The organism is Polystyrenella longa (assembly GCF_007750395.1).
Classification (GTDB): domain Bacteria; phylum Planctomycetota; class Planctomycetia; order Planctomycetales; family Planctomycetaceae; genus Polystyrenella; species Polystyrenella longa.
The window spans coordinates 1395809-1409599 of record NZ_CP036281.1 but is presented as its reverse complement, the minus strand read 5'-3'; the positions used below and the strand labels follow the sequence as shown (position 1 = coordinate 1409599).

Sequence of the window (13791 nt, the reverse complement as noted above, 5' to 3'; positions counted from 1 at the left end):
AATTCCCAGAAAAACAGAACAGTATTAGTCTGGCCTCGGGATTTTTCCTATAATAGCGTCAGCGCTCCACCTCGAAAACGGACTTTTTAATGAGACTTGGCGAACACCTCCCCTACATCCAGACCTGAATCCTGCATTCCTCCCGTTCCGTTTTCACCTTATCAGCTATCCACCGAATCGTTTTCCTCAATTCTGAGTGACCTGCTGTCTATGATTGATCGACTCACCCTCCAGCCGAATCAAGGGCTTTTCTGCCTGTTCTTCGCTCTCTGTTTGAGCTGTTTTCAGCCTAACGGGATCATTGCAGAAGAAACGTCTTTCCCATCCGCTGACTCCTCCGTAAATCAATCGGAAACGACCCCAACAGCGGAAGATATTGCGCTATGGATCCAGGAACTGGGAAGCTCTGACTATCAAACACGGGAAACGGCAACAGAAAAACTTTCAGATGCCCCTCCGGAATTCATCCCTCAGCTCAAAGCAGCGGCGATGCAGAGTGATCTGGAAGTTTCGATCCGCTCGATTCGAATTCTGGAAGCGATCTTTCTACGCCAGTCGAATGCCTGGTTCGAGATGTTGATTCCAGAAATGCCAGCACCGACGTTAAACCGAACACCCACTTTTGCGGAAAACCCTGCTCGCGTTAGACGCCTGGAACAAATAGCATTTTATTTTGATCAAATCGATCTGGCCCTAAGCGAACTGGGAGAGAGTACATCTGCTTCTCAATCGCGGCGTGCCCGAGAGATTCTGGATACTCAGCAATCGAAGCGCGAATTCAAAGCCATGCTGGATGTCCTGGATCTTGGCGGACGGCTTTTCTACTTAAGCGAGTCCGGCCGCGGAGAGGACGTAAAGATTGTGACAAAAGAGATGATCCTGGAGGGACGGTTTCACTCTGAAAATTTAGGTCTCCAGATTAATCGACACTGGCAAAACACACCTGAATCATTGCAGAAGTTGAAACGGATCACTCGACTCAATTCACTCTACCTCATCAAAGGGGCACCGCTCTCGCGGCAACAAATCACCGAGGTCCAAGCCGCCCTGCCCCATGTACGACTTCAGACACGTGGAGCCGCTCGCCTGGGTGTCACCCATCGACTCAGTTTCAACGGTCCAGCGACAGGGGCCGTTGTTGGTGATGTTGCAATTGGATCGGCGGCAGATCAGGCAGGAATTTTGGCGGGAGATATTATCATCCGTCTGGCGGATAAAAAAATCAGCGATTTTGAATCATTGGTCCGCAGCCTGGAAGATTACGAAGGGGGCGACGTCGTCGAAGTCGATGTCATCCGCGGTAGTGACAATGGGCCCAACTACGACTCGTCAGAGGGCCTGCTGGACAAGAAAGAAGCTGAGAAAGAGATGCAATCCGTTCATAAAGACGAGAAACTGAACCTCTTCGTCAGGACAATTAGTGTTGAATTGAGTGGCTGGTAGGTCTCTTTCGTTTTATACTTGAGTCTCAACTCATTCGACACTGACCCTGTATCCTGTTGAGACTCTCCATGACCGCCAAGCGCCTGCCCTTCGCCCTCGCCTTCTGTTTCTTACTGAACCTGCTGCTTGCAAGTTTCAATGCGCCGTTGAACGCTCAAGAACGGCCCGTCAGCGATCCCCCTGTGATTGAATCATCCTGGGATGATCTTCTGGAAGGGGTTACCGATAAAGAATCCTGGTTAGCACACAAACAAGTCTTGAAACAAAGGTACCTCGATCTGATCCGCGATCAGTACAAACCCGAGAAGCCACTTCTCGACCTGCAGGTGCATGAAGAAACCATCGTCGAAGATACTTACATCCGCCGCTTGATCAGCTACCAGGTGGAAGAGGACGAACGGGCTCACGCCTATCTTGGTATTCCCCTGAAGCGGGATGGAAAACTGCCCGCGATCGTCGCGTTGCACGGCACTTATAAACAGGGGGCCAGGCGTGCTGCTGGGTTGGAAGAAAACTCAAACAAAGCCTGGCTCGATCACCTTTGCCGGCTTGGTTATGTCGTGATTGCTCCGGAACATTTTGTTTCCGGCCATCGAATTCCCCCCGAAGGTCCGTATGACACCACCCGCTTTCACCAGAAGCATCCCGAATGGACTTCGGTAGGCAAGTTCACCTACGAGCACTCCATTGCGATTGACGTAATCACTGCCATGGAAGAAGTCGATGCGGACAACATCGGCGTAATCGGGCATTCGCTAGGAGGACATGGCACTATGTTCCTCGCGGCCTACGACGACCGAGTCAAAGCGGCAGCAGGCAACTGTTCTGCCTCCTTCTTCCGACACAACTCGGGTGTCACCCATTGGTCGCGAGATCATTGGTATATTTATTTCAAACATCTCCGTCCCGGCTTTCTCGAAGGGGAACTTCCCAATATCGACTTCCACGAAATCCTGGCTTTAATCGCTCCTCGCGCTTATCTGGATGTTTCCGCGATGAACGATGGCAACCCGTTGACGCAGCGTCAACGGGTACTGATGCTGATGAAAGTCATGGACGTCTATGAACTGGAAGAGAAGCCGGAAAACTTCGCTTTCTTCGTTCATGGTCGTGCCCATTCCGTCGCCCATGAATCGCGTCAGCTGCTCTACGGTTGGATGGACTCGCATCTCAAACCCGCTGCCGCGACTGCTACGAAGCTGGTTGAAGAATAGTTTCGTGTAATCAGTTAACTTCGAAACGCGTCCAGCGAATACCGCAGACGCCCTGCTCGACTGACCAATGAGTCATCAGGAATTCATCATTCGATATTTTTAACGGGGTGGGGAAACCGAAGGCGAAAGTATCCAGCTCATCCTGTAGATTGCCTGACTGTTTCTCTTCCCGTTTTTTATGTTGCCCTGCGTCGTACAGAATGTGTTCCGCTTCAACCTGCCAGGTTCCGTCGTCCATGATGGTCACGACTGCCGCGACGACTCCCTGATCTCCGAACCGGCGGTTATAGGTAATGAGAATCCTGTTCTCAGACAAGGCTAACGGCGTCATCGTTTGTCCCTGAATGCCGGTCGACTGGGGAACAGACCAGGTAGCCCCATTGTCTTCTGAAATCGCGTAGCTGTTTTCCAGATCGGTGTAATCACCCAAGGTGACTGTCCAGGCAACGGCCAGCAGGCGTCCATCTGGCAGGGGCGTCAATTTCTGTTCGAAATATCCTCGCTTCCGTTCCGGATCGCGGAAGACAACAAATGGTTCCTGCCACGATTCTCCGGCATCGTCAGAAGGAAGCCCCAGTACCCGTTCGCCCAGCAGCTGCTGATGTTCTAAAGTCGCCATTGGAGCGAGCAACCGCCCTGAGGTAGTCAGCAGTAGACGATCGGATATCTCCAGTGGAAAGTCATACGGCACGGGCAACGGTTCGGCAGCGGTCCAACTCTGGCCAAGATCATCGGAATGGCAGATTACCGGTATCATCTTCCGGTCACCAAAAGCGACATCTGGTGAACCGAGCAACCGGGCACCGTAGGCATAGAGACGATTTGAGTTTTTATCGAAAGTCAGTTTGAGAAAGTTGGCAGTTTCTGGATCTTTCGTCGCCGGACTAACCGTCCCTGCTCGCTCCCAGGTTTTCCCTCCATCGGTCGACCGGGAAAGTTCTGTTCCCCCATGAACATACTGCCCCCCTTCAATACTATAAGAGCAAAGTAATGTTCCATCAGGCAATCGAACCGTCGACGGAAATGCGGATTCGCGTTCGTCCAATCTACCTGTTTCCAGCATCGTGATCGTTGTCATTATTCGCTTCTTTCCCTACCGGCAGCATGTTAGGAGTGGCCACTTCGCCCTGCTGCGGAGACCGTACTCCGATCAGGGAATGCACTACCTGGATAATAATCTGTACGTATCCAAATAAAAAAAGTGGCTCACGGGGAGCCACTTTCGTGTTCTTCACTTTACGACTTGTGATGCAGGGGAACAAGGCTTAAGCCAGCAGGTGTTCCAATCGACCGTTGCTATCACCAACCCCCGTGACATCTGCCCCGACAAGGTCCAGCATCGACAAGTACAGATTGTTCATCGGTGTGTTTTCGGCATAAACCTGATGGCGACCCGTTTGAATACGTCCGCCCGCTTTGCCCGCCAGAATTACTGGCAGATTATCGTGTGAGTGCCGGTTGCCATCACCGAGACCACTACCGTAAAGAATCATGCAATTATCGAGCAGAGTCCCCTCTCCTTCGGGAATCGATTTGAGCTTCTCCAGGAAATAAGCAAACTGGTTGATATGAAACTCATCGATGCGCTGCAGCTTCGCCACTTTGTCTTCGTCGTTCTGATGGTGAGACAGTTGGTGATGCCCTTCGGAGACCTCAACCATGGGATAAGAAGAGCCTGACCCTGCATTCCCGAGCATGTACGTCGAGATGCGTGTCGCATCCGTCTGGAATGCCAGGGCGAGGAGGTCGTACATTTGACGAATATGATCAACCTTATCCGTCGGGCGCCCACTGGGAGGGGGGGTATAACCCTCCGGCAGGACGGGATTAAATTTCTTACGGGATTCGATTCTCTTTTCGAGATCTCGCACACTGGTGAAATATTCTTCCACTTTCTGACGGTCAGTCTGTCCCAGCTTCTGCTGCAAACGGCGGGCATCGTCCGACACCATGTCCAGAATACTTTTTCGAGCGGCATCTCGCTTTCCACGATCTTTGGCATTCGTACCAAATAAGCGATCGAAGACTAACGAAGGTTGAGTTTCTTTAGCCACGGGCAGCGACGGCGTTTTCCAACTGATATTGGAGGAATAAGCACAACTGTAACCTGAATCGCAGTTACCCGCATTACGGCCCCCTTCGATTCCGATCTCCAGAGAAGGCAGGACCGTATTGTTCCCCACTTGCAATGCAGCAACTTGATCAACTGAGATCCCATTACTGATATCAGCACCACTTGTTTTGTAAGGATGTGCTCCGGTCAAGTAAGAAGCCGAAGCCCGTGCATGGTCCCCTGCTCCGTCTCCGTGAGCTTTTCCGTTGTCCTGACAAAGATTCGTGAAGACGTTCAAATCATTCTTGAAAGCCTGCAGCGGTTTCATGGTCTGTGCAAATTCGAAGTTGGTCCCTTCGCCCTCAGGACGCCAATCTTTCTGAATCACACCGTTCGGAACAAACATGAAGGCCATACGTGTAGGAGCCGCAGCCGTTGCCGCTCCCTCTCCACCGGCGGTTGCCGCCAGCAGCGAAGACGAAGATCCCCCCATCGCTTCCAGCAGCGGAAGCCCCATGGTCACGCCCATGCCTTGCAGGAAAGTACGTCGATTTAACTCTATCTTCATAGCCATTATTGCTGTTCTCCTTCACCACGTCGTTTTTGAAATGGTTCGCTGTTAATGATCGCCATTACCAGCGCACTAAAACGATCATCGTTCTTCGAAAGGTGTTCAGTGATTTCCTGAGTCGCACACTGGTCGTAAACACTCAGTCCACGGCCCAGAGCGTACGTCAGTAGTTTTTCAGCCATTAACTCGCGAAAGTTTTCTTTACGGTTGCCGAGAATCGAAATTAATTCGAGAGGTCCATTAAACTCTTCCCCCGAAGGCAAAACGCCAGAGGAGTCGACTGCATGTTCGCCATCTTTATCACGCCACTGTCCAATCGCGTTGAAGTTTTCGAGACCGAAACCCAACGGATCTAATTGATAGTGACACGATGCACAACCTGGATCGGCCCGATGCTGAGCCAGTTGTTCTCGCAGGCTTAGTTTTTTGCCTTTGTTTTTAGTCTCCTCCAGTTCAGGAACGTTGGGAGGAGGAGGTGGTGGTTCTTCGCCAAGAATGTTTTCCAGAATCCATTTCCCCCGTTTCACTGGAGCCGTTCGGTTTGGATTGGAGGTCAACATCAGGATACTCGCCTGGGTCAACACCCCTCGTCGCGGTTGCCCTTCAAGCGAGACCTTCTGGAATTTGCCATCGGCCATTCCCTCAACCGGCAGTCCATAATGTTCTGCCAATCGTTTATTGAGGAAGGTAAAGTCGCCATCCAACAAGGTACTCAAAGGCATATCTTCCCGCATGACATGGGCGAAGAAGAGTTCGGTCTCTTTTCGCATGTCATTACGCAAGTTGTTTTTAAAATCCTTAAAGACTTTCCGGGCCGGAAAGATTTCGTCCAGATTTCGCAGGTTTAACCATTGGCCACCAAAGTTCTCGACCAGGGCATCGGATTTTTTGTCCTGCAGCATTCGCCGGACTTGGCTTTCCAGTACCGTCTGGTAATGAAGCTGGTTTTTCTCGGCGAGTTCAAACAGTTCGTCATCCGGCATGCTGCTCCACAAGAAATACGAGAGCCGGCTGGCCAGTTCATAGTCATCAATACGACGTGCGAGGGACGGATCATTCGGAAGTCGATCGATCTCGACACGAAAGAGGAAGTGGGGCGAAACTAAAACAGTCTGCACTCCTAATTCGATTCCCTGCTCGAAACTTAACCCCGCCTCCATCGAACCAGTCACCAGACTGACCAGTCGTTGCACTTCTTCATTCTGGGCAGGACGCCGAAATGCTTTAGTTGCAAACCGGGCCATAATGCGACGCGCACATTCTTCCGCAGTGGTCGTTCCATCCGGGCGACAGAAGATAATATCCCGATGTGTCTCGGGAAGTTGATCATAAGGGACGGGCAGAGAACCTATGAGCGAAACCGAATGCAGCCGTGCATTCCGGTCTCCTTTGAGTTTGGGATCGTCTGATTTTGGCTTGTAGTAGTCGTTTACGAAGGCGACTTCCAACTGGTGGGTACCTTGTGAGAGGGAAATCTCGAACTTATGATCCGCAGGTGTTTTGTGCCCCTGAATCTTAACCTGTTGAACAACTGCACCATCAATCGAGACATCAAGCTGGGCGAGATCAGGCCCGGCCTGGTCAGCTTCGGCATTGATTACAAACTGGAATGTGTCGTCCTGATAAACTTCGATCTCTCTTTTTACAGAACCCCGACTTGCCATATTCCAGGTTCCATTGCCCACTGCATTAGCGGCCCCGGTTCCGTTAAAATCTTTACCAGACAACTTGAGGCTGTAGGCCCCCGTCGCCAACTCATCTTTAATAGCGGCGTCAGTAGCCGTTTCTGCGGCTTCCAGATATTTCTCGAACAGGATTGGCGAGAGCGACAGGACATCTCCGATGTTGTCAAATCCTTCACCTACATCGTCTGTCGGGAAGTTTTTGGAAAGGTCCATTTCAATACCAATCAGGTCGCGAATAGTATTGTTGTATTCATTTCGGTTCAGACGCTGGATCGTTTCGCGCCCCGGGTCTGCGATCTGTTCACAATCGACATAGTTAAGAGCCAGTTCCACTAACTGCGAGAACTTTTCCCGTTCTTCTTTCGTCGGTTGAGGGTCCATATCAACAGGGGGCATCGCGGAAATTTCGACCAGTTGGGCGAGGTGCTTCCATGTCTTACGACTCTTCCGCATACTCTCGATGCTGTCGTACCTATGTAACTCCAGCCCCCCTTCCTGCAGGTCGGGGCCGTGACAGTCGATACAGAATTTCTTGGTGAAGCTTTCAACTTGCGTAGCGAAATCGATATCGGGAATCGGTTGCAGGGGAATTTTTTCAGTCTGCTCAGTCTGACGATCTGCCAGAGCCGTCAATGCCGAATCTTTACCGACGGCCGCCAGTTCCAAGGGCAGTTCTTCCTGCGCTGTCACAACAGGAATTTCATTGCTTTCCGGAACAGTAAGCACAGGTTCGGATATTTCAGTGGAGGCAGCAGCGATCGTGGAGGCGGCCTCGTTCCGCACGGAGTCTGATCCGGGCGAGATCATCCAGAACAGAGTGGAGAACCCGGCAATCAATAATCCGGTGATACTTGCAACGATCGGCGTTATCATTTTAGTCCTGGAACGATCCGATGGCACAGCAGTGCGACGTACTCTTCGATAGCCTTGTGTCGATTTCGGAGTCGACGGTTGGATGGCATCGAGTGAATAGCGTTTTTTCAGCTCAATTTTGACACGGCATTGGGGATGCGGACAGCGAGCTCTTCGCCCGAGATGTTCCGCAGCAATTTTGAATTTGGCCCCGCAGCTTTTACATTGGAAAGTCCAATATTGCTTTGCCAAAATTGACTCACTTGCTAGCCAGCTCTTTCAGGTGGGTGGGATCAGTTGAAAAATGAGCCTTGGTGTACCAAATCTGATCCAAAAGGTGGGAAGGAGGCACAAGTGCCTGTGACCTCAATTATACACGATAAAACGAAACCCGTCCACATATCAATAAACTTTTATGTACTTCAGACAACCTATGCAAAACAACCTAAACATCTATATCGTATGGATTTAACTCGTTCAAAACTCAGAGTATCCTATTTCTACACCAAATACCCTATTCGAGACGAAGACCCCAACTAGAGAGCATCCCAGTTAACCGTAGCGTGTTCTGGCGGCGTAGCCTGCTGTTTTTAAGGACTTTTCAGAACCGATAGCCGCCACACTTATCCTGGACAGGATCTAGCAAACAAAACAGCCCGGCCATTCCTGATAGAATCACCGGGCTGTTTGCTAGTCGCGGTGCGACCCTGACAACGCTGGTGCGATTGTCTGGGCTACCCAAATCAGATTGAACTCGCGGTTTTAGTTTTTCAAACCGCTGTGACGCAGCAACGCCTCGGTGCTGGGTTCTCTACCTCGGAATTCCTTAAAGAGATCCATCGGGTGGCGGCTGCCTCCGAGCGAGAGGACGGTATCGCGGAAGTGGCGTCCTACGGCGGCGACCGCTTCGTCGTCATTGAGGCCGACTTCTTCAAACGCACCAAAGGCATCGGCGCTTAAGACTTCTGCCCATTTATAGCTGTAGTAACCTGCGGCATAACCTCCGGCGAAGATATGCTGGAAGGCACACAGGCTTTTGTCATCGGGAAGCAGCGGCAGAACAGAGGTTTTTTTGCTAATCTCCTGATGCAGATCAAAGATCGTCTGGTCGCCATTTGGATCATAAGTGCTATGGAGCGTCATGTCGGTCATGCCGAACAGAACCTGACGCAGCATCATCGTTCCAGAACGGAACGTTCTGGCGGCGCAGATTTTCTCGAACAGTTCTTCCGGTAAGGGCTCTCCTGTTTCGTAATGAGCCGTCATACCAAGGAGTGTCGGACGATGATAACACCAGTTTTCCATGAACTGACTGGGCAGTTCAACAGCGTCCCATTCGACCCCGTTGATTCCGGAGGCGTCGGCGTAGTTGATGGTCGTCATCATGTGCTGCAAGCCGTGCCCGAATTCGTGAAAGAGTGTTTCCACTTCGCGGAATGTCATCAGAGAGGGTTTGTCACCGATGGGTGGCGTGGAGTTACAAATCAAATAGGCGACAGGCAGTTGCACTTCGCCATCGACGATGCGGCGACTCAGGCAGTCGTCCATCCAGGCCCCGCCCCGTTTATTTTTAGGACGAGAATACGGATCGAGGAAGAAAGCAGCGCATTGATAACCTGCCTCATTGAAGATTTTGAAGTAACGGACATCCTTATTCCAGACGGGCGCATCTCCATCGGCCGCTTTAACTGTGATACCAAAGATGCGTTCCACCAGGCCAAACAGTCCGTCCAGTACCCGTTCGAGTGAGAAATACGGTCGAAGTTCTTCATCGGTAAAGCTGAAACGTTTCTCACGAAGACGTTCCGACCAGAAAGCAGCGTCCCAGTTCATTACTGGTTCGTTCTGTCCCAGTTCGCTGGCGAGAGTCTGAATATCTTTCATATCCTCTTCGGCGGCAGTCCAGGCAGCTGTCCGCAGTTCTTCGAACATCTCTTCGACTGCTGCAACGGACGGAGCCATTTTCTGAGCGAGACTGAGTTCCGCATAGTTCTGGTAACCGAGTAGTTTCGATTTCTCTTCTCGCAGTTTGAGAATACGACTGATGTTCTCGGTGTTATCGAGTTCCCCGTTGCTCGCCAAATGAACGCGTGCACGGTAGACCTCTTCCCGCAGATCCCGATTCTGGCAATGCTCCAGGAAAGGACCGAAACAGGGAATGTCCAATGTCACCCGCCACGGTCCCTTTTCAGAGTCAGCTTCGGGTTTGTCTTCCGGCTTTGCTTCGTTGTAAGACTGTGCCGTCAACTGCTTCAGGCTATCAGGCCAACCTTTGGTATCGGCTACGTTGGTGACGATCAGCTCGTACTCTTTCGTCGCATCAAGCACGTTGTTGGAGAAGGTGGTGCTCAGTTGGGAAAGTTCCTGTGCGATCTCGTTGAAGCGTTCCTTCTGCTCCCCTTCCAGCCCCACTCCAGCCAGTTCCGCTTCAAGCAGACTCTGACTGACGATACGCTGCTGGGCAGAATCCAGATCTGACCAACTGTTCCCTTCGCGGAGTTCCTTGAACGCTTCGTACAGTGGTTTACTCTGCTTCATCTTTAAACCGAAGCTGACCACGTCGCCCAGCACGCCTTCGTAGGCGGCTCGTAATTCGGTGGAATTATTGACACCCAGCAGGTGCCCAACAGGTCCCCAGGTCTGCTCGAATCGTCGCCCAATTTTTTCGAGCGGCTCCACGAGTCCGCTCCAGGTTGGCTGAACATTTTTATCCAACTCGATGAACGCCTTACCGGAGTCCTCCAGCAACTGCTTGACGGCAGGCGCCACGTGTCCCGGTTCAATTTTATCAAACTGTGGCAGTCCAGACTTCTGAAGCAGTGGATTCTCGCTCATGGTCGTCATTTCCAGCAGTATCCTTTCCCTGGCTTTATAATGAGGTTTTCTGGTATTTCGTAGAGATGATTCATTAGGGGTCTTAATTAGTTATAAGGGACCCAACTCTTTTCGAGAAGGTATAGAGCCGCCAGAGGACACGTTTTTAAGGTTCGCTGTTCGCTCTGATGCACAAATCTCCAAGAGATATCTGGACTTAAATCAGCATCCGAGAGTACTATTCTCAGACAGAGATTCCAAAATGAATCGGAAAATAAACGAGGCTTCTTCGGAAAATCGGCCACTTATCTATCGCTTCAGTGCACAAGGTTAAACGGGAGTAAGTTCGAGTGATGAATGGAACTCGTTTACGGAAAGTGGTGATTGCGTGGCTTTCCAGTGTGATATTCTTTTGCAGTTTTTCGCCTTATCTTAAGAGCGAGGAACCGAAGCTCGATTTCGATTTTGATAACCTCTGGAACAAGAAAACTCTACAGGAACTGCAAATGAAAACTTTAGGAGGTCGACAATTCTGGGGCGATGTCGCATTTTTCCGGGGATGGCGAGTCCAGCACAATGTCGTGTTCGGGCAATATCGTCTTATCGACCCAAACGACATACGGAATTTCAGCGGGACTCATGCCGAATGCATGAACCAGCTGGAAAAGATCAAAGAAGCGAAGCAACTCGCACCGATGTCGGGTAAAGTGACTATTCTGATCCATGGAATCGTCCGTTCATCCAAGTCGTTCAGCCCTCTGTTCCCCAAACTGAAAGCCGCCGGTTACGAGCCCGTTAACTTCGATTATCCAAGCACCCAAATCTCCATTGAAGAATCAGCTGAATACCTGCACCAGGTCATACAATCGCTGGAAGGTGTTGAAGAGATCAACCTTGTCGTCCATAGCATGGGGGGGCTCATTGTCCGTTCCTACCTTAAAGACCATCAGGATCCCCGAATCAATCGGCTGGTAATGGTAGGAGTTCCCAACTTTGGTGCGGAAATGGCGGACTTCTTTCAGGGACTCCGCTTATTCAAATTTATCTATGGACCGGCGGGGCAGCAGTTGATCACGGACCAGAAAGCACTGATCGCCAGCCTACCAACACCTCAGTGCGAATTCGCCATTATCGCTGGTGGACGTGGAAACAACAGCGGATTCAACCTGCTGCTTCCTGGTGACAACGACGGAACTGTCACCGTCACCAGTACGAGTCTGCCCGGTGCCAGTGATTTTGTCGTCGTGAATTGCATGCACTCCGCCCTTCCCTTCCATGCAGAAACAGGTGATCGGGCACTTCGATTTATCCAAACAGGATCACTTCACGAAGACGGAAAAAAATACCCGATTTCCCCTCCCGCTAATGAAGAGAAAATCGGGTCTGTATCTAACTCAGAGCTACAGAAAAACTCCGAGTAGCTTCGATTTCGCGTTCGATTCTGTTCGCTTATAAGGGACGAACGATTGAAATCGGTCGCAGGTAGTCGTTAAGTGTCTCGGGAGAGAGGACGCCACCGCCCATGCCGCTCTTGTTGACACCGCCGTAGGGAACACCATGGGCGAAGACGTTGTGAGCGTTGATCCAACCGTTACCCGACTGGAAGGCTTCCGCCACGCGGGCACAACGATTGAGGTCGGCCGACCAGACACTGTTGGCAAGGCCATAGTCAGTGCTGTTGGCCATTTGCACCGCTTCTTCTTCACTTTCGAAGGGGGCTAGGTAGGCAACCGGCCCAAAGATTTCTTCCCGAGCGGCAATGTTGTCCAATGTACCGGCGAGTAAAGCAGGTTTCACATAGAATCCCGAATCACAACCGGCGACCTCTGCGGCTCCCCCTTCCAGAACCATTTTGGCTCCGCCGGAAACACCTTTCTCAAGGTAACTGAGAACGCGTTCTTTCTGTTTAGCACTGACAACGGGTCCCATCTGAGCATTTTCATCCAGCGGGTTCCCCACCTGGACCGACTTCAACCGAGTAACACATTCATCGACGAATTCATCGTAGATGTTTTTATTGATCAACCAGCGAGTCGCATCACAGCAAACCTGTCCCGTATGGAATGTAATTGCGTTGACCAGTTTCTCGGCGGTGTCGGCGACATCGACGTCATCAAAAACGACAGCGGCCCCTTTTCCACCTAGTTCACATTTAACAGGAGTTAGATTTCGTCCACACGCTTCTGCGACCAGGCGACCAACTTCAGGCGACCCAGTGAAGGACATTCGCTTGAGTTTGGGGTTGTCGGTCAGTGCAGCACCGGCGATGTGTCCGTAACCGGGAATAACGTTAATCACGCCGTCGGGAATGCCAACTTCTTTAGCCAGTTCCGCCAGGTACAAAGACGACAATGGAGTGTCTTCAGCCGGCTTCAGGATGGTTGTGTTTCCGGCCGCCAGTGCGGGGGACAGGTTCCAACCTGCGAGCAGGAAGGGGAAGTTCCAGGGAATGATAAATCCACATGGTCCCCAGGGATGGCGGGCAACCCATGCTTCGTGCCCTTTGACTGCCAGGACGTTTCGGTAGTTAACATGCTGAGCAAGATCGACAAAGTATCGCATCGTATCGGCGAAATTCTGTACGTCTCCTTCGGCCTGTCCCAGAATCTTTCCGGCATCCAGAGCTTCGATCTGTCCGATGATCGACTTCTTCGCTTCGACAGCGTCGGCCAGACGGTGGAGCAATGCTCCTCGTTCGTTTGGTTGTAGTGTCGCCCAACCTGAATTGCGGAATGCTTCTTCAGCGGCGTCAACGGCCTTGGCGACATCGTCCGGTTGGAGGCTGGCCACGGTTGCGATTTTTTCGCCCGTCGCCGGATTGAGAACATCAAACGTATCACCATTCGACGCTGTCATTGATTTGCCTCCCACGAACCCCGCATGGACGTCGCGAGACAAAAACTCTTTCACTTCGGGGAGAAGATCAACTGATGAGGAGACCGTGGACATGTCAAACTCCTTGATTCTTGATGAGGCTTCAGATATCGGAAGGTTCATGTTCCGATGAGATCGTTTAGGGAGAGGAAGACTCTATCGTAACATGCCGATTCCGATCAAACCAACAGTGCGAGCAGCGAAAAACATTTTTCCCTGTGGGTGAGAACCGAGGTAAAATAGCGTAGTCAGCTTGTGAGCACAGATCTTACGACTTAAAATGCA

At 51.2% G+C, this 13791-nt stretch carries 8 protein-coding genes; 3 read left to right on the top strand and 5 right to left on the bottom strand.

Annotation, left to right across the window (positions count from 1 at the left end):
* The first annotated feature begins 210 nt into the window (after positions 1–210).
* Complete coding sequence (locus Pla110_RS05310; protein WP_144993963.1) at positions 211–1443, top strand: PDZ domain-containing protein; 1233 nt, start codon at positions 211–213, stop codon at positions 1441–1443.
* Positions 1444–1511: 68 nt separating this feature from the next.
* Positions 1512–2657: a dienelactone hydrolase family protein gene (locus tag Pla110_RS05305; RefSeq protein ID WP_144993961.1), complete on the top strand. Its 1146-nt coding sequence runs from the start codon at positions 1512–1514 to the stop codon at positions 2655–2657.
* 10 nt (positions 2658–2667) lie between these two features.
* Here Pla110_RS05305 and Pla110_RS05300 read toward each other — a convergent pair whose 3' ends face one another.
* The 4 genes from Pla110_RS05300 to Pla110_RS05285 form a co-directional block, all read right to left on the bottom strand.
* Positions 2668–3735 carry a sialidase family protein gene (locus Pla110_RS05300; protein ID WP_144993959.1) on the bottom strand — a complete coding sequence of 356 codons (1068 nt, stop codon included), beginning with the start codon at positions 3733–3735 and terminating at the stop codon, positions 2668–2670.
* 187 nt (positions 3736–3922) lie between these two features.
* Complete coding sequence (locus Pla110_RS05295; RefSeq protein ID WP_231742922.1) at positions 3923–5284, bottom strand: DUF1552 domain-containing protein; 1362 nt, start codon at positions 5282–5284, stop codon at positions 3923–3925.
* Complete coding sequence (locus Pla110_RS05290; protein WP_144993957.1) at positions 5284–7839, bottom strand: DUF1592 domain-containing protein; 2556 nt, start codon at positions 7837–7839, stop codon at positions 5284–5286. Before Pla110_RS05290 ends, Pla110_RS05295 begins: the two co-directional genes overlap by 1 nt.
* A gap of 741 nt (positions 7840–8580) precedes the next feature.
* The gene (locus Pla110_RS05285) at positions 8581–10662 is read right to left on the bottom strand and encodes a M3 family metallopeptidase (RefSeq protein WP_144993955.1); all 2082 of its coding nucleotides are present in this window, start codon (positions 10660–10662) and stop codon (positions 8581–8583) included.
* Positions 10663–11138: 476 nt separating this feature from the next.
* Here Pla110_RS05285 and Pla110_RS05280 point away from each other — a divergent pair, with 476 nt between their 5' ends.
* A complete protein-coding gene (locus Pla110_RS05280; RefSeq protein ID WP_197440517.1) occupies positions 11139–12053 on the top strand; it encodes an alpha/beta fold hydrolase in 915 nt (304 codons plus the stop codon).
* Between the two features lie 28 nt (positions 12054–12081).
* Here Pla110_RS05280 and Pla110_RS05275 read toward each other — a convergent pair whose 3' ends face one another.
* Complete coding sequence (locus tag Pla110_RS05275) at positions 12082–13581, bottom strand: aldehyde dehydrogenase family protein (RefSeq protein ID WP_144993951.1); 1500 nt, start codon at positions 13579–13581, stop codon at positions 12082–12084.
* Positions 13582–13791 lie beyond the last annotated feature (210 nt).